Source organism: Microvirga solisilvae (genome assembly GCF_022808595.1).
GTDB classification, from domain to species: Bacteria; Pseudomonadota; Alphaproteobacteria; order Rhizobiales; family Beijerinckiaceae; genus Microvirga; species Microvirga solisilvae.
The window spans coordinates 662,382-682,896 of the sequence record NZ_JAKUCN010000001.1 but is presented as its reverse complement, the minus strand read 5'-3'; the positions used below and the strand labels follow the sequence as shown (position 1 = coordinate 682,896).

The 20,515-nt window shown below is 60.6% G+C and carries 14 protein-coding genes; 8 read left to right on the top strand and 6 right to left on the bottom strand.

What is annotated here, in order from left to right; genetic code table 11:
* Positions 1-9: 9 nt before the first annotated feature.
* The 3 genes from MJ639_RS03285 to MJ639_RS03275 are packed head-to-tail and all read left to right on the top strand — an operon-like array spanning position 10 to position 3,600.
* Positions 10-2,130 carry a PAS domain-containing protein gene (locus MJ639_RS03285; RefSeq protein WP_243368710.1) on the top strand — a complete coding sequence of 707 codons (2,121 nt, stop codon included), beginning with the start codon at positions 10-12 and terminating at the stop codon, positions 2,128-2,130.
* Between the two features lies 1 nt (position 2,131).
* On the top strand, positions 2,132-2,563 hold the full coding sequence (locus MJ639_RS03280) for a response regulator (protein WP_243368703.1): 432 nt from the start codon (positions 2,132-2,134) through the stop codon (positions 2,561-2,563).
* Complete coding sequence (locus MJ639_RS03275; RefSeq protein WP_243368702.1) at positions 2,560-3,600, top strand: sensor histidine kinase; 1,041 nt, start codon at positions 2,560-2,562, stop codon at positions 3,598-3,600. Before MJ639_RS03280 ends, MJ639_RS03275 begins: the two co-directional genes overlap by 4 nt.
* A 62-nt stretch (positions 3,601-3,662) precedes the next feature.
* On the opposite strand, the gene MJ639_RS03270 is transcribed toward MJ639_RS03275, so the two are convergent.
* From MJ639_RS03270 to MJ639_RS03260, 3 genes are all read right to left on the bottom strand, one after another.
* Positions 3,663-6,215, bottom strand: a complete 2,553-nt coding sequence (locus MJ639_RS03270; RefSeq protein WP_243368699.1) for a calcium-binding protein — start codon at positions 6,213-6,215, stop codon at positions 3,663-3,665.
* A gap of 195 nt (positions 6,216-6,410) precedes the next feature.
* A complete protein-coding gene (locus tag MJ639_RS03265) occupies positions 6,411-6,758 on the bottom strand; it encodes a hypothetical protein (protein WP_243368697.1) in 348 nt (115 codons plus the stop codon).
* A 305-nt stretch (positions 6,759-7,063) separates the two neighbouring features.
* Entirely contained in the window at positions 7,064-7,222 is a 159-nt protein-coding gene (locus tag MJ639_RS03260) for a hypothetical protein (RefSeq protein ID WP_243368695.1), read from the bottom strand.
* Positions 7,223-7,802: 580 nt separating this feature from the next.
* On the opposite strand from MJ639_RS03260, the gene MJ639_RS03255 reads away from it, so the two are divergent.
* The gene (locus tag MJ639_RS03255; RefSeq protein ID WP_243368694.1) at positions 7,803-9,446 is read left to right on the top strand and encodes a Na/Pi cotransporter family protein; all 1,644 of its coding nucleotides are present in this window, start codon (positions 7,803-7,805) and stop codon (positions 9,444-9,446) included.
* Between the two features lie 335 nt (positions 9,447-9,781).
* Positions 9,782-10,705 (top strand): transcriptional regulator GcvA, encoded by a 924-nt coding sequence (gcvA, locus tag MJ639_RS03250; protein ID WP_243368692.1) that lies wholly within the window; start codon positions 9,782-9,784, stop codon positions 10,703-10,705.
* Positions 10,706-10,717: 12 nt separating this feature from the next.
* Here gcvA and mdoH read toward each other — a convergent pair whose 3' ends face one another.
* Positions 10,718-12,910 carry a glucans biosynthesis glucosyltransferase MdoH gene (mdoH, locus tag MJ639_RS03245; RefSeq protein WP_279306476.1) on the bottom strand — a complete coding sequence of 731 codons (2,193 nt, stop codon included), beginning with the start codon at positions 12,908-12,910 and terminating at the stop codon, positions 10,718-10,720.
* Positions 12,886-14,406 (bottom strand): OpgD/OpgG family glucan biosynthesis protein, encoded by a 1,521-nt coding sequence (locus MJ639_RS03240; RefSeq protein WP_243368688.1) that lies wholly within the window; start codon positions 14,404-14,406, stop codon positions 12,886-12,888. Before MJ639_RS03240 ends, mdoH begins: the two co-directional genes overlap by 25 nt.
* Positions 14,407-14,662: 256 nt before the next feature.
* On the opposite strand from MJ639_RS03240, the gene glmU reads away from it, so the two are divergent.
* Entirely contained in the window at positions 14,663-16,018 is a 1,356-nt protein-coding gene (gene glmU / locus MJ639_RS03235) for a bifunctional UDP-N-acetylglucosamine diphosphorylase/glucosamine-1-phosphate N-acetyltransferase GlmU (protein ID WP_243368686.1), read from the top strand.
* Between the two features lie 111 nt (positions 16,019-16,129).
* Positions 16,130-17,956: a glutamine--fructose-6-phosphate transaminase (isomerizing) gene (gene glmS / locus MJ639_RS03230; RefSeq protein ID WP_243368684.1), complete on the top strand. Its 1,827-nt coding sequence runs from the start codon at positions 16,130-16,132 to the stop codon at positions 17,954-17,956.
* On the opposite strand, the gene recG is transcribed toward glmS, so the two are convergent.
* Positions 17,957-20,074 carry an ATP-dependent DNA helicase RecG gene (recG, locus tag MJ639_RS03225; RefSeq protein ID WP_243368682.1) on the bottom strand — a complete coding sequence of 706 codons (2,118 nt, stop codon included), beginning with the start codon at positions 20,072-20,074 and terminating at the stop codon, positions 17,957-17,959.
* A gap of 89 nt (positions 20,075-20,163) precedes the next feature.
* Between recG and MJ639_RS03220 the strand changes: the two genes are divergently transcribed.
* Positions 20,164-20,460, top strand: coding sequence for an FAD assembly factor SdhE (locus MJ639_RS03220; RefSeq protein ID WP_243368680.1), 297 nt, complete (start codon positions 20,164-20,166; stop codon positions 20,458-20,460).
* The last annotated feature ends 55 nt before the right edge of the window (positions 20,461-20,515 follow it).

Here is a 20,515-nt window from a genome sequence, read left to right as displayed (position 1 = left end):
CTTATAACATTGAAATCAATAAACTTTGAGGCTCTCTTCAACGCTTCTCCAAATCCCTACGTCCTGCTCAATCCCTCGCTCGTAATCATGGGGATGAATGAGGCTTACCTGCGGGCTACGATGCGGACGCGGGAGGAACTGGTTGGCCGTAACATGTTCGAGGCCTTCCCCAGCGATCCGGACTCGGCAAGTCACAAGCAATTGAGAGGCTCTTTCGAACGCGTCATCGCCGAGAAGGTGACGGATCATATTCCACTCATCTCTTATGCCATTCCCTTGCCGGATGGACAGGGGTTCGACGAGCGCTTCTGGAGCGCCACGCATACGCCGTTGTTCAACGAGGCGGGAGAGCTGATCTCGATCCTCCAGCACACGGTGGACGTCACCGAACTCCACCAGCTGCGAAATCTGGCCAAGACTTCTGCGCTCCTGACAGGCCCATCCGCGTTGATCGAGACCGACATGTTCCGGCGTGCCCAGGCCGTGCAGGAGGTCAACCAGAGCCTATCCAAGGAACGCCAGCATCTGCAGGAACTCTTCGAGCAGGCGCCTGGCTTCATCGCCGCTCTCAGCGGAACGGACCATGTCTTCACGATGGCCAACGCGGCCTACCGTCAGGTAGTGGGGCGTAACGACCTGATTGGAAAGTCGGTCCGTGAGGCTTTGCCCGAGGTGGTGGAGCAGGGCTTCATTGGCCTGCTGGATCGTGTCCATCAGACGGGCGAGCCATTCGTCGGCCGGGGAGTGCGTATTGTTCTCCAGCAAAGCCCCGAGGACCAACCCGAGGAGCATTTCCTCGACTTCGTGTACCAACCCATCTTCAGCCGAGACGGCACGGTTTCCGGAATTTTCGTGCAGGGGCACGACGTCACGGATCATCGTCGCGCGGAGAATGCGCTGCGGGAGAGCGAGGAGCGCTTCCGCGCCATCGCCAACTCCATCGATCAGCTGATCTGGGCGACGCGCCCCGATGGCTTCCACGATTATTATAACCAGCGCTGGTACGAATATACGGGCGTTCCTGAAGGCTCGACCGACGGCGTTGGCTGGAACGGCATGTTCCATCCCGAGGATCGGGAGCTCGCCTGGAAGACTTGGCGCCGGTCGCTGGAAACGGGCGAGCCCTATCATATCGAATACCGGCTGCGGCATCGCTCCGGCGAATATCGCTGGGTCTTGGGACGTGCGCAGCCGGTGCGTGACGATGAGGGCCGTATCACGCGTTGGTACGGAACCTGTACCGATATTCACGATCTCAAGCAGGCTCAAGAAGCATTGCGGGAAAGCCGTGAGCGGGCGCTCCAATCCGAGGAGGAGACACGCCGCTTGGCGGCGATGCTCGCTGAACGCGTGACGGAGCTCGATGCTGCGAACGAAGAAATCCAGCGCTTCGCCTATATCGTCAGCCACGATCTTCGCGCGCCGCTCGTGAACATCATGGGCTTCACGAGTGAGCTCGAGAATGCGCACGAGGAGATCGAGACATTTTATGGCAAGGTGTCGGAAGCCCAACCTGCCTTGATCACTCCGGAGGCACGCTCGGCCATCGAGAGTGACCTCGCGGAGTCTATCGGCTTCATCCGCTCTTCTACGGTCAAGATGGACAAGCTGATCAACGCCATTCTCCGCCTCTCTCGTGAAGGCCGGAGGGTTCTGGTGCCGGAGTCTATCAGCATGGATCAACTGCTGGAGGCCCAGCGTCAGAGTCTGGCGCATCAGCTGCAGGAGCGCGGTGCCGAGCTGATCTTTGAAAACATTCCTCACATCACCAGCGACCGCCTTGCCATTGAGCAGGTGTTCGGCAATCTGATCGACAATGCCGTGAAGTATCTCGATCTCGCGCGCGCGGGGCGGATCGTGGTGCGAGGCCGGGACCTTGGCCATATGATACGCTACGAAGTCGAGGATAACGGCCGCGGGATCGACGAAAAGGATTACGAGCGGATCTTCGATCTCTTCAGGCGCTCAGGCACCCAGGATCAGCAGGGCGAGGGAATTGGTCTTGCCCATGTGCGGGCTCTCGTGCGAAGGCTCGGCGGCACCATATCGGTCACATCAAGATTAGGGCAGGGATCGACCTTCACCGTGACTCTGCCCAAATATATCAGCGTCAGTTCGGAGGCCGCGTAACATGCCCCATCAGCACCCCGTCACCATCATCATGGTCGAGGATGACGAAGGTCACGCCCGCCTCATCGAAAAGAACATCCGGCGTGCCGGCGTGTGCAACGAGATCCGCACCTTCACGAATGGGACGGCAGCGATCGAGCACCTGTTCAGCGAGAATGTGCGCAATGACGGTCCGTTTCTGGTTCTCCTCGATCTCAACCTGCCGGATATGAACGGTGTCGACATCCTGGCGAAACTGAAAAGCGACGAGCTTCTCAAGCGCGCACCGGTGGTCGTTCTGACCACCACGGACGATCAGCGCGAGGTGCAGCGCTGCTACGACCTGGGCGCGAACGTCTACATCACCAAGCCGGTCGAGTACGAGTCGTTCTCCCAGGCCATCCGCCAGCTTGGCCTCTTCCTTTCCGTCATTCAGGTTCCGGAAACGCAGTGAGCGAAACGCAGCCCATTCGCCTTCTCTATATCGACGACGATCCGGGCCTCGGCCGCCTGGTCGAGCGGTCGCTCTCGCGCCATAGCTTCGAGGTGACACACGCCCTGAGCGGCGACGAAGGTCTTCGGCTCCTTGAGGCCGCTCCCTTTGATGTGATCGCGCTCGATCATTTCATGCCGGGTAGGCAGGGGCTCGATGTTCTGGCGGATATCCAGACTCTCCCCGATCCGCCGCCGGTCATCTATGTGACCGGTGCGGACGAAGGGCGTATTGCGGTTGCGGCACTTAAGGCCGGAGCTGCCGATTACGTGATCAAGGATGTCGGCGGCGTGTTCCTCGACCTGCTGCGCACGGCGGCGGAGCAGGCCCTCGAGGCTGCGCGACTGCGTCGGGCGAAGGAAGCCGCCGAGCGGGAGATGCGCGAGGCACGTGAGCGGGCCGAGATGCTCCTGCGCGAGGTGAACCACCGCGTGGCAAACAGCTTGCAGTTGGTGGCCTCGCTCGTGGCCATGCAGCAGCGCGCCGTTGCGGGCGACACGACGGCACGGGACACATTGGCTGAAACCCAGAGCCGCATTACGGCGATCGGTCAGATCCATCGGCGCCTTTACACGTCGAACGACGTTCGCTTCGTCGAGATGGATACCTATCTCGAAGGGCTCGTCGAGGAGCTGGAAGGCGCCATGCGGGCTGCCGGCCGCGAGCACACGATTTTGCTTCGGGCAGAGCCGATCCCGATTCCGACGGACAAGGCAGTCTCTGTGGGCGTGATCGTAACCGAGCTCGTCACGAACGCTTTCAAGTACGCTTATCCGGAAGGCGCCAGGGGCGATATTCGCGTCGTGCTCTCAGCTTCGGGTGAGCAGGTGCATCTCTCCGTCGAGGATGACGGTGTGGGCTGGAAGGGAACTGGCGAGGTTCAGGGCAGCGGCCTCGGGACGAAGATCGTGAAGGCGATGGCGTCCAATCTGCAATCGGCCATCGAGTTCGATCGACAGCACGCGGGAACGAAGGCGGTTCTGTCCTTCTCGATCTAACCGAGCGGTGACCAATAAATTAAAAGGCCGGAGTGGTTTCGATAAACTCCGGCCTTTTATCGTCAGATGACGTAGAAATCGGCGTTTGTCAGAGACAATCCTGCTGCCATCTTGGCGAACACGATAGATGCGCCCTTGCCGGAGCCGTCCGCGTCATAGCGCAGGTATCCGGTCGCCTTGTCGTAGAGAATGTAGTCGTTGCCATCCTTCGCGACGGCGCCGAGGGCGAAGAATGCCTTGTTCAGCGTGCCGGTCTTGGTGAGCTTCGTGAAGACAGCGTTCTCCAGCAGGATCGTGTCGTCCTTCACGTTGAAGTCAGCCAGCTTGTCGACATTGCCGACTTTGTTCAGCTTGTCGCTGAAAACGAAGTAATCCCTGCCGAGGCCGCCATACAAGGCATCGTTGCCCGCACCGCCATTGATCGTGTCGTTCCCGGTGCTACCGGCGACGGTGTCGTTGCCTGTGCTGCCATTGAGCTTGTCGTTTCCGTCGCCACCATTCACCGAGTCATGGCCGGCACCGGCGGAGACGGTGTCGTTACCCGTGCCGCTCTTGATGACGTTTTTGCCCGCATTGCCTTCGATGTCATTGTTCAGGCTGTTGCCTGTCAGGTTGACGGAGGAGGAGCCGGCCGCCGACAGGTTCTCGACATTCTTTGCGAGAGCGTGGCTGACGGAGGTGACAACCTCGTCCTGCTTGCTCGACGTGGAACTCTCGACGATCTTGTCGCCAATGTTGTCGACATAGAAAGTGTCGTTAGCGGAGCTACCGACGAGGGTATCGGCTGCCGCATAGCCGCGCATCGTGTTGCCGAGCAGGTTGGTGAGGCTGGCATTGGTCAGTGAGACGGACGACAGGGAATCCGTGATCGACAGACCCTTCAGGATTTGAGTCGCATTGACGACACCGTTCACGCCGGTGCGTGCCGTGAAGCCGATCGTCGTCTTCTGACCGGCATAGAGCGAGCCGTTCCAGTTCGCATTGCCGATCTCATAGGCGACACCGTCGGTGGAGCTGGCCTCCGCCGTTGTTGCGCCACCCCAGATGCTCTCGATGTTGAATTGGCTCTTGAGGAAGATGTCCCAGGCGTTGACGCTTCTGTTCGCCGTGATCGTGATCTCGGCCTGGAAGCCGCCCCACCATGTGTTGGTGATCCTGAGCGCTGCGCTGACTTCCTCGTCATCCGTGGGGATGTTGTAGGTGGTCAGGAGGGACGGCAGATCGATGCCTTCGTCATCGTCGCCGAAGATCAGATCGACACCACCGGCGCCATAGAGCTTGTCGGATCCCGCGCCGCCGACAATGACGTCGTCGCCACCGTTGCCGAAGGCGCTATCATTGCCTTCGCCTGCGACGATCGTGTCCTGGACGTTGCCGCCATAGAGGGAGTCATCGCCGGCGAAGCCGCCAAGAGCGTTCACACCTTCATTGGCGTAGATGATATCCGTGCCCAGGCCGCCGATGATGGTGTCGCCATCATTGTTGCCGTAGAGGATCAGTGACGGATGGTGCGCGTTTGCCTGAGAGACGGCCGCTGTCTGGCTCGTGTTGTTCGTGACGACCGGCGCAAGCTGGACCCGGTTGCCAAACGCCAGATCGCGGATCTGACCCGACGACAGGGTCGTTCCATCGGCAAAGACAATCGCGGTGTCGTTGTAGCCCCAGGCCGGATAATCGTTGAAGATGATCGCATCGCCGTCCTCGCTGAGAATGATGGCGATCTTCTCGTGGTCGGTGGAGCTGATGCGGTTTTCCACGCCGCCCACGATCGTGAAGGCCAAAACGTCCTCCAGCGTGTAGCCGGCGAGCCTGATGACGTCGCGGCCGGGTTGGAAGTCCCAGATCATGTCGACGCCGTCGCCTTCCTTGTAGAGGAAGGTGTCGTTGCCATCGTTACCGTAAAGATTATCGCCAATCTTGACGCTCAGGCCGCCATCCCATTTCAGGGTGCCATTGTCCTTGCCGCCGATGATGAGATCGTCGCCGCCTTCACCCTGCATCTCGTCATCGCCGAGACCGCCATAGATCGTATCGTTGCCGTCGCCCGCCTCGATCAGATCATCGTAGGAGATGCCAGGAAGATGAGAGTTATCCGGATCTTGCGGCGTAGGATTGCTCGGATCAGGCGTTTCTTCTGGAGGATTAGACGTGTCGTCGGGAGGCGTTGTGGCGTCACCGATGACCTTCGGCGTTCCCGTCATTTGTCCCGTGAGCTTCAGGCTCAGCCCTCTGCCCTCGCCATTGTTGCTGACGCTGGTCATCCGCAGGCCGAAGTGCTGCTGAAGCACAAACTCAAGGCTCAAGGGCTCTGAAGCGCTCAGTGTGAAGCTGGTCTCCTGAATATCATCCTTACCGATGCCATGGGTGCCGAATGCGATGCCGATATCGAAGGGGCCGACAGCTTTGCCGACTTCACCGCTCATCGTGACGTCGTTCTCGACCTGCATGACCTTGTTTGCGCTGACGGAGTATTTAGTCACGTCGGAGCCGGTCACCTTCAGTCCAGAGAGAAGCGCTACATCCGAAACGTGAAAGAACAACCCGCGAAGGTCCGCAATGTCGGGAGCATCCGAGGCGCCCGAAATGACATCCGTAACCTTGACGTTAAACGTCAAAGTTCCTTCCGGTGTTTCTGTAACGGTAACAAGTGCCCCAGGCTCCCCTTTGATGAGGAGCTCGACTGCCCGAAGTGACGTAGAGGACATGAAGACCTTCTTTATTATAGGTCTTCACCAAGGCCTGAATTTTCTTAGGGAGTCAACGAAATAATATGCCTATGATAAAGTACTTACCATAACGATATTACATTTTCATTGCTCTTTATCTCTAAACTTTCTGTATGATGCAGATGATATCCTCGCCCTGATCGCACTCGCGATCATGTTGAGCTCGCGCTGCAGCCGGTTCAGCCGGGACAGCAATTCACCATCATCCATGGTCGGCAGGTTTTGCAGACGTGGCTCGGAAGGGACCTCGCCGATGAAGCGGCGTATCTCTTCCAGCGTGGTGGGGCCGATATTAGGGACCGTCAGCCATTGCGCATCGGATATGCTGGCGACTTCCCTTATAGTGGGGCAACGTCCTTTGAATTCCGCGAGAACTGCACCTCGTACTCTTCCCGAGCACTTCTCGATAGGAAAGGGATCATCCAAACCCATCTCGTTTCCTCGCGTCCCAACAGGTGAGGTATTTTCTACCAGCACTGGCCTATTCCCGTTTTCCCCCACGGTTTCAAATGCGTATCTGTTGCGCTTAGAAAAGAGCAGAGTTCCTTAAGGTGATACGCGGCATGCGTAGGGAGTAGCCAAATAGGCTCGTGTGGCGAGTCTATGGCGAGTGTGGGGCTTTGGGTCTGAAGTTGTTCATAATTCAAGCTCAGAAGGGTAGGTCGCAATAATCAGGCGGTCTTTCTCACAAAAAAGCACGTTGCCCGTCTGTCCAGCACGAAGATGATGGCTAAGAACTATTCAAACAGTGCGGATGATAGTCTCAGCCTGCTCGCGCGGTGCCGGTCCACGAAGATCACAAGCTCGATCTCTGCCGCACTCATGTCGACGATGCGTGACAGGGTGCCGTTCTCTGCGAGCTGTATCGTGAGAAGATTGCGAGAGGCATTGCGCATGAAGCCTCTGATCTCCGATGCAATTCGGCATATGCGTGACGTTCACGAGGTGAAATTCGCGATAGTATTGAACGATTCAAAAGTGCTGTCCTGCAGCACCTCACGACATATCGTCCGATCATGAAAAGGGCCTGCCGAGGGCTAGTGAAAGAGGGGCTACGCAATGGAGCCGATGTCAGCCTGAAATGCGTGAGGCTGGCTTCGCGGCAGTCATGGCGCTTCTTCCGAAAGAACTCGGACTTGGCGGCTGGCGATAGAGGCTGCGTCTGCCACCTGAGCATCGATGGTCGCGGCGCTGCCGCCGCCTTGGGTGAAGCGATCGGTACGATCCTGATGAAATTGGAGGGAATGAAGGCAATCCCGCTCGGCCAGGGGCGTGACCTGGCCCTGGCATAGCCTGCCTAGGCGAGGGGCTCATGCCTCCCCATTGGGAGAGGGAGTTGCTTTAAATCCCGGTGCTCAATGGCAAAAATCTGGGAAATCTTCGGGGAACGTTCATTATTAGCCGGCAACCTTATTGTCGTTCTGCAACAACAGGACTAAGCAGAAGGTTTAATGCCTGCCGTTTGCCGAGGAATGAATGTCTGTCACCGCCGTTATCATCCACCTTCTCGGTGAGATTGCCCTTCTTCTGTGGGGCATCAACATGGTCAATAGCGGGGTCCAGCGCGCTTTCGGCAGCGATCTGAGGTGGATCCTCGGCGTGGGATTGAGGACCCGTTTGCGCGCCTTCCTGGCAGGCGTCGGCGTCACGACCGTGCTGCAGAGCAGCACCGCGACGGCTCTCATGGTCGCCTCTTTCACGGCAGGAGGCGCCGTCGATATCGTTCCGGCTCTGGCGGTGATGCTCGGCGCGAATGTCGGCACGACCCTGATCGTGCAGGTGCTGTCTTTCGACATCACCCTGATTTTCCCCATGCTGATCTTCGTCGGCTTCTTCGCCTATAAGCGGGGCTCCTCCAGCCGGATCAAGGATCTCGGACGTGTCGGCATCGGCCTTGGCTTGATGTTGCTGTCGCTTCATCTCCTGTCGGAGACGATCCGTCCCATCGAATCATCGAAGGTCCTCAAGGATCTGCTCGCGGTGATTGCTCCGGACCCGCTGATCCTCGTGCTCCTGTCCGGGTTCTTCGCTTGGATGGCGCATTCCAGCGTCGCCGCGATGCTGTTCATCATGTCTCTTGCCACGGCGGGCGTCATCGATACCCACGCGGCGCTTGTGATGGTGCTCGGCGCGAACCTCGGAAGCTCGGTCAACCCGATGCTGGAAGGCCTAGGGGGCGATCCTGCGAAATTCCGCGTGCCCTTCGGCAACCTTGCCATGCGCGTGCTCGGCTGTGTCTTGGCCCTGCCGCTGATCGACTTCGCCCTGAAGTACATGACGATGTTCGATCCCAACCCCGCCAGGTTGGCGGCGAACTTTCACACGCTCTTCAACATCGCCATTGCCCTGATCTTCATTCTGCCGCTGCCATGGATCGCGAAGCTGCTGCTGAAAGCTTTCCCTGAGAAGCTGGTCGCCTCCGATCCGGGCATGCCGCAATATCTCGACAAGGATGCGCTCGACACGCCTTCGGTGGCTCTTTCGAACGCAGCCCGTGAAGTGCTGCGCATGGCCGATACGGTGGAGGTGATGCTGCGCAGCTCCCAGGATCTGTTCCGGGAAGACGACATCAGCCGCGTCGCCGAAGTGAGCCGCACGGACGACGTGGTGGATCGCCTCTACAGCGCTATCCGGCGCTATATGAGTTCCATCAATCACGAGGCTCTGAGCGAGGCAGAGGCAAAGCGCCTGTCCGACATTCTCGCCTTCGCGATCAATCTCGAACATATCGGCGACATCATCGACAAGAACCTGATGGAGCTTGCTGCCAAGCGCATCAAGAACCATCTGCGCTTGCCGAAGGACAGCCTCGACGACATCACGAGCATGCATGGCAAGCTGCTTGAACATCTCCAGCTCGCAGCATCCGTGCTGATGTTCCAGGACATCGGTTCTGCCCGCCGACTCGTATCCGAGAAGGAGCGCTTCCGCGACCTGGAAAGAGCCGTGACGCAGAAGCACTTGGAACAGATCCGCTCCGGTCGCACGATCGGCGATACGAGCGCGCTGCAGCTCGACATCGTGCGCGATCTGAAGCGCATCGAGGCACATATCGCGGCCACGGGACACTCGCTTCTGGAGCAGAGCGGCGAGCTGAAGCCAAGCCGCCTCACGTCGTGAGTTTATCGCCAGCCATTCCGCTCCAGAGGGTACGAGCTTTCGTACCAATATGGCTCGGGTAAGCCGATATCCTGGCGTTCGCGGGCCGTGAGGCGCCGCGGATCCAACTGGACGATCCGGCGTGCCTTGCGAAGGTCCAGCCATAGCTTCAGGCGAAACAGAATCGTGCTGATCGTAGCCTGCGGGCGAGGTTCCTCATATCTCATGACACATCTTCTTTCCTGTAAGCCGTGAGCCTTTTCGAGGCCGGCTGATGAAATGAAGATGTTCCTCTGGTGCGCTCTTGACAAAGTGAAACCCAGAGGGCTGACATAAGCTGTCCTTATGGGTTTGCCATGTCGAAGCCACTTCCTCCCATGAGTGCCGTTCGTGTCTTCGAGGCGGCGGCACGCCACCAGAGCTTCACCCGCGCGGCGGAAGAGCTCGGCATGACGCAGGCGGCCGTGAGCTATCAGATCAAGATGCTTGAAGATCGCGTGGGCGCGCCACTCTTCGTTCGGTTACCCCGCCAGGTCGTGCTTACCGAACGTGGACAACAACTCGCCCCGGCGGTCACGGAAGCATTCGAGGCCTTGAGGGTGGCTTTTGCAGGTGTCGAAGAGCGTGTGGAAACGACGCTTTCCGTTACGACGACGCATACATTCGCATCGAATTGGCTTGTGCCGCGCCTCGGAAGCTTCCGCCAGCTTCATCCGAACATCGCCGTACAGGTGAGTATCTCCCAGGCCATGGTCGATCTGGTCGGCAGCGATTTCGATATCGGCATCCGCAGCGGGCGCGGGGATTGGCCTGAGCTCGAGAAGCATTTTCTTTTCGACAACTGCGTGACCCCGGTCTGCAGCCCGGACCTGCTGAAAGACGGCGCCTTGAAAGAGCCGAAAGATTTGCTCAAGTTGCCGATCATGTCCCCTGGTGATCCCTGGTGGCAGGAATGGTTCGCTCTTGCCGGTGTCAGCAGCACAGGCCTGACGAAGCGAGGGGACTATTCCCTCGGCGTGCAGCAGTTCGAAGGGATGGCCGCCGTTGCAGGACAAGGCGTCGCCATCGTCAATACAGCCTTCTTCCGAGAGGAGCTTGCATCGGGCCGTTTGGTGCAGCCTTTCGATCTCATTCTGAAAACTTGGAGCTATTGGCTCGTCTATCCCAAAGCGCGACGGCGGACGCGCAAGATTCAAGCGTTTTGCGACTGGCTCTTCAATGAAGTCGCTGCAGACGATCAGAAGGAATCGACGCAAGCTCTGCAAAAGACCGAGGCCTGAGAGGCCTCGGTTTTACTCAGCTGCTTCAGCATCCGCCGGCTTGCTCTTCAGGTGCACCAGCATGCTGAGGAGCGCGCGGTCATGGAGCACCACCATGCGCTCTTTGGGATGGAGCCAGTTGATCGCATCCTCGATCGTTTCCGCATCGATGATCTTGGCTTCTGCCAAAGCGCGCTCGGTTTCGATCACACCACGCTTGCGGGGCGCAGCAGGCGGCAGCATGTCCATGTGACGCTCTCTGAAGGCAGCGTCAGCGTAAAGGGCGCGAAGGCTGTCCTCGTCATCGAAACCGAAAGCGGCATTGCGAGCCTGGAGTTCATTCGCGCGCGTGGCGATGGCCGGAGGCTGATGCTCTTCCGGTGTCATGAGAAGCCCCATGCGCTTCAGCGCGAGCCCCGCGCCCAACTGACCGCTGAGCCAGGAGAGCGGAATAGCCAGCAGAAGGCCGATGATGGTGGGCGACATCCACAGGAACAGGGATGTGGCGATCATGAATGCCGAGATGCCGGCGAGCGCTCCCAGAACCGTATGGGCGCGGTGACGGCGCACGATGTCCTTGAACGGAATCGAGCCGTCGTCGCGACGCTGCGGCTGCCAGCCCGTATCGCGGCCCAGAAGGATCTGGAACACGGAACCGGACTGGATCAGCATCAGGATAGGCGCGAGCAATGCGGACAGGATGATCTCGATCAGCGACGAGATGATCAGGCGGATGCCGCCGCCGGAAGCGCGACGATCCGCGCTGCGAATGAGCATCAGGATCAGTCCGAAGATCTTCGGCGCCAGCAGAATGCCCATGGTCATAGCGAACAGCGCAAGGGCTCGCTCGGGGTCGAAGCGCGGCCAGATCGGATAGAGGCGGAAGTCGCGGGCGAAATATTCCGGCCTGATATAGGTCGTCTGCAGGACGAGCGCGATACCGACGATCAGCTGGAAGAGCCAGAAGGGCGAGGCCAGATAGGACATGATGCCCGTTGCGAAATGCTGGCGCGTCGGCAGCTTCAGGCCCTTAGCCGTGATCACACGCGCATGCTGCAAGTTGCCCTGACACCAGCGGCGGTCGCGTGCCGAGAGGTCGATGAGCGACGGCGGGCTTTCCTCGTACGAACCCTGAAGGTCCGGCAGCATGTAGACGTCCCAGCCGGCGCGGCGCAGCAGGGCCGCTTCCACGAAGTCGTGGCTGAGGATGTGGCCGCCGAAGGGCGGCTTGCCTTTCAGGTCCGGCAATCCGCCATGGTCGGCGAAGGCCTTGGTGCGGATGATCGCGTTGTGGCCCCAGTAGTTGCCGTCCCGGCCCATCCAGACGGACAGGCCCATGGCAATGACCGGACCCGTAACGCGCGCCGCATATTGCTGAAGGCGCGCGAACAGAGTGTTGCGGTTGATGATGAGCGGCAGCGACTGGATGATGCCCGCATCGGGATCGGCTTCCATGGCCGCAGCCAGGCGCACTATGCAGTCGCCGGTCATGAGGCTGTCGGCGTCGAGTACCAGCATGTGCTCGTAATGCCCGCCCCAGCGGCTCACGAAATCCGCGATGTTGCCGGCCTTGCGGTGATGGTTCTTCGCCCGGTGGCGATAATAGAACCGTGCCTTGGCCCCGAGGCGTTCCCTCAGCGCCAGGAAAGCCCGCTCCTCGGCGATCCAGGCATCCGGCTGCGTGGTGTCGGAGAGGATGAAATAGTCGAAACTGTCGCCAAGTCCCGTGGCTTCTACGGATTCGTAGATCGCTTCCAACGCCGCATAGGTCCGCGACGTCTGCTCGTTATAGACGGGCATCACGATGGCGGTGCGCGCCTGCAATGACGATGGCAGCGGGGCAGGGCGAGGCTGCCGGAGCAGGGCAAAGAAGCCGAGCAGGGCGCTCGTGAACGCCACCGCGATCCAGGAGAAGTTGACGGTGAACAAAGCCACCAACACCCACTGGAGGGCCGTGGTGCGGCTGACCGACACCACCTGGTACATTTCGTAGGTGCCGTATCCGGTCAGCAGCAACCCGCCGCCGAAGACGAACAGGCGGGCGAGCCATGTGCCGAGTTTAGGATTCCGCCGAACGGGCTTTCGCTCCTGATCGGCCGACCAGCGCCTGAGGTGCTGGGTCGGCATGTCCAGATGCTTTTCCGGGGGCATGACGGATTCGGGCCGCCCGAGGGCAGCGACTTTAGAGTTCGAGTCGGAACTTAGGGTGTCCAACGATACAGCCATGTCTCGCTTATCGGTTTCCCGCCTGCTTCGAGGATGAGACGCATCTCACACGCGTTTTCGTTGCCTGGGTCAAGCTCGAATGCAACGCGGACCGTCTTTCGCTCAGGATAGGGCAAAAGTTTGAGGTTCTGGAACGATCCCGGACCAACGGTCAGCACTGATTTAAGGTCCGTGGGCCAATTGTCACCCAGCATATCGCCCGAAAAGTCCACGGTGAATCGCCTACGCCGGCCTGAGCTACCCCGACCGGATCGGGTCGCCGTCACGGTTGCCAGCGGTGGCCGCTCCGGCGAGTTCCAGCCCCAGTACTGGCGATAGGCAAAGGAGACTTCCGATCCCGCGGCCATCGGTGCCTTGGGGCGCCAATAGGCGAGGATATTGTCGTTGATCTCGGCATCCGTCGGGATCTCGAGCAGCTGGACGCTGCCCTGGCCCCAATCCCCCAGAGGCTCGATCCACAGGCTCGGCCGGCGCTCGAAGCGCTGGTCGTCGTCCTGGAAGCTGTCGTAATCGCGCTCCCGCTGAAGGAGGCCAAATCCTCGTGGGGAGCTGTCCACGAACGCGGATATCTGCAGGGTTTCCGGGTTGTGAAGCGGACGCCAGAGCCATTCGCCCTGGCCGTTCAGCATCTGCAGGCCAGAGGATTCGTAGACCGCCGGGCGGATGTCGTCTGCCGTGCGCCGGTCATTCGCCCCATAGAAATAGGTCGATGCCATGCCGCCGAGGCCGACGTGATCCAGGTTCACGCGGGGGAAGAGGGTCGTTTCCACGTCCACGATGGTCATGTCGCCGGGGCGAATAGTCATGCGCACCGCGCCAGTCGTCGATTCCGAATCGATCACGCCGTGGATCGTGATGCTGTTGCTGCCCACACTTGGGCGCTCGATCCAGAACGCCCTGAATAGCGGGAATTCCTCGCCTTTCGGGTCCGCGGGCTTCAAGGTCAATGCGCGGGCGATGGCGCCGTAATTCTGGCCCCGAGCCAGAGCCCGGAAGAAGGTGGCTCCTTGCACGATGGCAAAATCATAGGGCTTGCCCTCGGCGGGCTGGGCGACCAGGCGGAATCCGGAAAAGCCGACGTCCTTCAGATCGTTAGGAACGTTTATTCCACCGAAATTGAATTGCTTGGGGTCGTAGCCGACACGCCGGACGTTGCCGTCCTCGACGAGAAACAGGTCGACCGCGTTGTTGAAGACGAAGCCGCGATGCAGCGGTTCCAGGGCGATGCCACGCCCTTCCGTGCTCCAGATCGGCGGCTGGAGAGCCTTGATCGCGATATATTGCTCGTAGGTCAGATTCGAGAATGCATCCGGCAGATCGTTCGGCGGCGGGGCGAACGGCTTCTTTGAAAGCTGCCGGGCGAGGTCGGTTACCGTGGCCGGGTCGAAACGCTGCGCGTCGCCCATCCGCTGGGCGATGGTCGCCTGCGGCGTCTGCGCGCGAACGGCGGGGGCAAGGCTGAGCGCTGCGACAGATGCACCGAGATAAGCCAGCACATCACGTCGCCGAGGATGAGAAGGGCCCGAGGCCCCCAGCGAAACCGACACAGTGATACTCTTGTGTGAACGTGGCACTTTGGCCAGACAATCGGGAAGTCTCATGCTTTATCATCAAACATGAGTATGAAGTAAACGAGGCAGTTCGGTTTTGGCGGCCTTGTTCATGAAAAGATTGCCGAATTACCTCTTCTGATCTAGCAGCAGCTGAAAACCTCCACCGGATTGAAACCTTATGACCTCGAGCGATTCCTCCATGACCTCCTCCACCCGGAGCTGCCTAGCCATCGTGCTGGCGGCCGGGGAAGGCACCAGGATGAAATCCGAAAAGCCCAAAGTTCTGCATGAGGTGGCCAATCGCTCCATGCTGGGCCACGTCCTCGCCGCGTTGACTGGAGCCGGCGCGACCCAGACGGCGGTCGTGATTGGGCCGGACCGGGAGGACGTGGAGAAAGAGGCGCGCAAGATTCTGCCGAATGCCCAAATCTTCGTGCAGCGGGAGCGGCTTGGCACCGCCCATGCGGTCCTGAGCGCCCGGGAGACTTTGGCCGGGACGCATGACGACGTGATCATCGCGTTCGGCGACACGCCGCTCATCCGGACGGAAACCTTCGCCAAGCTCCGCGAGCCTCTCGCTGAAGGGGCTGCTGTCGTGGTCATGGCTTTCGAGGCCCGCAATCCGCACGGCTATGGCCGTCTCATCCAGGTGGACGGACAGCTTCTCGCGATCCGCGAGCATAAGGATGCCACCGAGGCGGAGCGGGCGATCACCCTATGCAATGGCGGCCTGATGGCGCTTCGCGGTGATCTCGCTCTTAAGCTCCTGGAGAAGGTCGGTAACGACAATTCCAAGGGCGAGTATTACCTGACGGACGTGGTTGAGATCGCTCGCGCACTCGGAGAGCGGGCAGCCATTGCCGTGGTGCCGGAGGAAGAGGTTCACGGCGTCAATGACCGGGCGCAGCTCGCTGCCGCCGAGCGCATGATCCAGGAAAGGCTCCGCGAAGCCGTGATGGCTTCGGGCGTGACCCTTGTCGCGCCGGAGACGGTTTTCCTGAGCCATGACACCCGCCTCGGTCAGGATGTGATCGTGGAGCCGCATGTGGTCTTCGGCCCCGGCGTCATCGTGGAATCTGGGGCCGTCGTTCACAGCTTCAGCCATCTCGAAGGCGCGCGCATCGCATCGGGGGCCGGGGTTGGGCCCTTCGCACGCCTGCGGCCGGGAGCAGCCATCGGTCCCAAGGCCAAGGTCGGCAACTTCGTCGAGATCAAGAATGCGGATCTCGGCCCCGGAGCCAAGGTGAGCCACCTGACCTATCTCGGGGATGCCAGTGTGGGTGCCGAGGCAAATATCGGCGCGGGCACGATCACCTGCAACTACGACGGCTACAACAAGTACCGGACCGAGATCGGCGAGGGGGCCTTTATCGGCTCCAACTCCTCACTCGTGGCGCCAATCTCCATCGGCAAGGGAGCCTTCGTCGGTTCAGGCTCGGTGATTACCGACAGCGTTCCGGCAGACTCGCTGGCGCTGGGCCGTGGTCGTCAGATCCTAAAAGAGGGCTGGGCCGTCGATTTTCGGGCTAAGGCGAAGGCCACTAAAGGGAAATAAGACTCCCCTGTCATAATTTGTCACGCAAGTTGATTCCGGCATCCTCCGCAACCTTTGTATGGAGGCGGAAAGCTTGGCATCAATCGGACGTCTAAAAGGAAGCCTCTGGGCATGTGTGGAATTGTTGGAATCGTTGGGAACTCGCCCGTCGCGCCGCTGATTGTCGAGGCGCTGAAACGGCTTGAATACCGGGGTTACGATTCTGCCGGCGTGGCGACGCTTGAAGACGGCCGTCTCGACCGCCGCAGGGCCGAGGGCAAGCTCCGCAATCTCGAAGCGAAGCTCCAGGAGACGCCGCTCTCCGGCACCATCGGCATTGGCCACACCCGCTGGGCGACCCATGGCAAGCCGAACGAGACCAATGCCCATCCCCATGCCACCGACAAGCTGGCGGTGGTTCATAACGGCATCATCGAGAATTTCCGCGAGCTGAAGGCCGGTCTGGAAGCGAAGGGCATTCGTTTCGAGACGGAAACCGACACGGAAGTCGTCGCTCAGCTCGTGACATACGAGATGCATCAGGGACGAGGCCCCATTGAGGCCGTGGCCGTGACGCTGCCGCGCCTTCGCGGCGCCTTCGCGCTGGGTTTCCTGTTCAAGGGGGAGGACGACCTTCTCATCGGCGCACGTCACGGTGCTCCGCTGGCGATTGGCTACGGACAGGGCGAGATGTATCTGGGGTCCGACGCCCTGGCGCTTGCGCCCTTCACTGACGAGATTGCCTATCTGGAAGAGGGCGACTGGGCGATCCTGCGCCGCAAGGGCGCCGACATCCGCGATGCGTCGGGCGCCATGGTTCACCGGCCGCGCCACAAGATCCTCGCCAGCTCCTTCATGGCGGACAAGGGCAATCATCGCCACTTCATGTCCAAGGAAATCCACGAGCAGCCGGAGGTTGTGGGCCGTACGCTCGCCCATTACGTGAACTTCAGCGCCGGACGGGTCGAGCTTCCGTTCGAGCTCCCGTTCGACTTCAAGAATCTGAAGCGGATCTCCATCACTGCCTGCGGTACAGCCTATCTCGCCGGCCTCGTGTCGAAGTATTGGTTCGAGCGTCTGGCGCGCATTCCGGTCGAGATCGATGTGGCGTCAGAATTCCGCTATCGCGAGGCGCCGATGGAGGCAGGCGAGCTGGCGCTTTTCGTCTCGCAATCGGGCGAGACGGCCGACACCCTGGCGTCGCTGCGTTACGCCGCAGGCGAGAAGCTGCATACGCTCTCTGTCGTGAACGTGCCGACCTCCACCATGGCGCGTGAAAGCTCTGTCGTCGCGCAGACGCTTGCCGGTGTTGAAGTGGGCGTTGCATCGACCAAGGCCTTCACCTGCCAGCTCACCGTGCTGCTCTCGCTCGCGATTGCTGCGGGCCGCGCGCGGGGAACATTGAGCGCCGAGCAGGAGAAGGAACTTGTCGACGCACTCATCGCCGTTCCCGGCCAGATGAGCGAGGCGATGAAACACGAGCACGAGATCGAAATCCTGGCGCGCGAGCTTTCGAAGGCGAAGGACGTTCTCTATCTCGGCCGCGGCACGTCCTATCCGCTGGCCATGGAAGGCGCGCTGAAGCTCAAGGAAATTTCCTACATCCACGCCGAGGGCTATGCGGCGGGCGAGCTGAAGCACGGGCCCATCGCGCTGATCGACGAAACCATGCCGGTCATCGTCATCGCCCCGCACGACAACATCTTCGAGAAAACCGTCTCGAACATGCAGGAAGTGGCGGCACGCGGCGGACGCATCATTCTCATCACGGATGAGAAGGGCGCGCTGGAGACGGGCCTCGACACGCTGGCCACCATCGTAATGCCGTCCGTGCATCCCGTCGTGGCTCCCATCGTGAACTCCATCCCGATCCAGTTGCTCGCCTATCACACGGCCGTCTTCATGGGCAAAGACGTGGACCAGCCGCGCAATCTCGCAAAATCCGTGACGGTGGAGTGATCAACCCGCCCGCAACAGCTTGATCGCGGAATCTCGTTCGAAGAGATAGAGCATGGTGCGTAGCGCTTGACCGCGCTCGCTCATCAGCTCCGGGTCCTTGTCGACGATAAGGCGGGCATCGTCGCGCGCGGCTGCGAGAAGATCGCCGTCCACCTCCAGGCGGGCGAGCTTGAAACCGGGCGTGCCCGACTGACGCGTGCCCAACACTTCGCCTTCACCTCGTAGGCGCAGATCTTCCTCGGCGATGCGGAAGCCGTCTTCCGTCTGGCGCATCATTTCGAGGCGCGCCTGAGCGACCTGTCCGAGCGGGCCTTTATAGACAAGAAGACAGGTGGAGGATTTCGAGCCGCGCCCGATGCGGCCGCGCAGCTGATGGAGTTGCGCGAGACCGAAACGCTCCGCGTGCTCGATCACCATGACCGTGGCATTGGGCACGTCGACGCCGACTTCGATGACGGTGGTGGAAACGAGCACCTTCGTCTCGCCGCTGGAAAAACGCTCCATGGCCAGGTCCTTGTCCTTGCCCGCCATCTTGCCGTGAACGAGGCCGACCTGACCGCCGAAAAAGCTCTTCAGCATGTCGAAGCGCTCTTCGGCCGCGGCAAGATCGATGGACTCGGATTCGCCCACGAGCGGGCAAACCCAATAGACCTGATCGCCGTTGGCGATGGCACGTCCGATGCCGCCGATCACTTCGTCGAGACGGTCGATGGAGATGAGCTTCGTTGCGATGGGCTTGCGGCCAGCCGGCTTCTCGCTCAGCACCGACACGTCCATGTCGCCGAAATAGGTGAGCGCCAGGGTGCGCGGGATCGGCGTTGCGGTCATGACGAGAATGTCGACGGCCTCGCCCTTGGAGCCCAACGCCAGACGTTGATGCACACCGAAGCGGTGCTGCTCGTCGACCACGGCGACGCCGAGATCATGGAACACAACGCCTTCCTGAAACAGGGCGTGGGTGCCGACCGCGATCTGGATGCTACCATCGGCAAGGCCTTCCAGCACGGTCCTGCGGGCAACGCCTTTCTCGCGGCCAGTCAGAAGCGCGATCGTGAGACCAGCCTCTTCAGCCATGGGCGCGAGGCGCTCGTAATGCTGACGCGCCAGGATTTCAGTCGGCGCCATCATGGCGGCCTGACGCCCCGCTTCGATGGCGCTTGCCATAGTGAGCAGGCCGACGACGGTCTTGCCCGAACCCACATCGCCCTGGAGAAGCCGCAGCATCTTCTTGTCGGAAACGAGATCCTGACGAATGTCCTCGACAGCCTTAGCCTGGGATGCGGTGAGCCCGAAGGGCAGGGCCTTTTTCAGCTTTTCGACGAGGTGACCATCGCCCGCGTTCACCCGGCCTGGCAGACGGCGCATGCGGCTTCTGACGAGGGCAAGCGCAAGTTGGGAGGCGAGCAATTCGTCATAAGCCAAGCGGCGGCGCGGCGTGGACTTGGCGATGGCTTCTTCGGAGAGCTGCGAGGCGTTGTCGGGCCTGTGCAGAGCAAAGAGCGCCTGCCGGAATTCGGGCAAGGCATTCCGGTCGAGCCAAGCTGGGTCTTGCCATTCGGGGAGGCTCGGCACCCGCTCCAGAGCGGCGCCGATATATTTTCCCACCATGCGCGAGGAGAGGCCCTCGGTCAGGCCATAAACTGCCTCGACCGCCGGCAGGCTCTCGATGCCTTTCTCGTCCAGGATACGGTCCGGATGGACCATCTGGCGGCGACCGTCCCAGAGCTCGATCTTGCCCGAGACATAGCGCCGCTCGCCGACCGGCAGCAGCTTTTCGAGGCGGGCCTTGTGTCCGTTGAAGAAGACTAGGGAGACGTCGCCGGTCTCATCCTCCACCAGGATACGGTAGGGTGCCCGGCGGCCCGGCGGGGGCGGACGGTGGGCGGCCACCGTCACTGACAGGGTGACGGGCTCCCCGACCGGCGCATCGGCGATGGAGCCCTTCATCTCCCTGGAAATGCCGCTGCTCGGCAGATGAAACAGCAGATCCGCTACGCGTGCGGGCTTGCCCGGCTCGCCGAGCAGGCGGTCCAGGAGAGGTGCGATTTTCGGTCCGACGCCGGGCAGAGAGGCTGCCGGGGCGAAGAGGGGATCGAGAATGGAAGGACGCAAAGCCATCAAACGGGTGTCAAGACGAAGGGAGATGGTTATATAGCGGCCTAGCCGCTTCGACGCGACGTTATCTTTATCCTGACCGGAGCATTTTCATGAGCGGGACGACACGCACCAGCGCCGACCTCGATGTCCGTCGGAAGCAGATCCTTTACCGGTCCTGGCACCGGGGTATGCGCGAGATGGACCTGATCATGGGTCGTTTCGCCGATGCCGAGATCGGGGACCTCTCCGACGAGGATCTTGCCGAGTTCGAGCGCCTGATCGAGGTTACCGACCGCGACCTCCTGGGATGGATCACCGGTGAGATCGCCACCCCTTCGAACTATGATACGTCTCTGTTCCGGCGTCTGAAGGCGTTCCACACCCATACCTCGCCGATTCATACCTGAGACTTAGGCTCTTTTCCTGATTCTGCCGAACCGGGCCGAAAGGCCCGCGTTCTCA

Bases quoted from the DNA above. Each gene is read 5' to 3' on its own strand.
- MJ639_RS03280 (WP_243368703.1), top strand. From the start codon at position 2,132: ATGCCCCATCAGCACCCCGTCACCATCATCATGGTCGAGGATGACGAA.
- glmU (WP_243368686.1), top strand. From the start codon at position 14,663: ATGACCTCCTCCACCCGGAGCTGCCTAGCCATCGTGCTGGCGGCCGGG.
- mdoH (WP_279306476.1), bottom strand. From the start codon at position 12,910: ATGGCTGTATCGTTGGACACCCTAAGTTCCGACTCGAACTCTAAAGTC.
- MJ639_RS03220 (WP_243368680.1), top strand. From the start codon at position 20,164: ATGAGCGGGACGACACGCACCAGCGCCGACCTCGATGTCCGTCGGAAG.
- MJ639_RS03260 (WP_243368695.1), bottom strand. From the start codon at position 7,222: ATGCGCAATGCCTCTCGCAATCTTCTCACGATACAGCTCGCAGAGAAC.
- recG (WP_243368682.1), bottom strand. From the start codon at position 20,074: ATGGCTTTGCGTCCTTCCATTCTCGATCCCCTCTTCGCCCCGGCAGCC.
- glmS (WP_243368684.1), top strand. From the start codon at position 16,130: ATGTGTGGAATTGTTGGAATCGTTGGGAACTCGCCCGTCGCGCCGCTG.
- MJ639_RS03265 (WP_243368697.1), bottom strand. From the start codon at position 6,758: ATGGGTTTGGATGATCCCTTTCCTATCGAGAAGTGCTCGGGAAGAGTA.
- MJ639_RS03255 (WP_243368694.1), top strand. From the start codon at position 7,803: ATGTCTGTCACCGCCGTTATCATCCACCTTCTCGGTGAGATTGCCCTT.
- gcvA (WP_243368692.1), top strand. From the start codon at position 9,782: ATGTCGAAGCCACTTCCTCCCATGAGTGCCGTTCGTGTCTTCGAGGCG.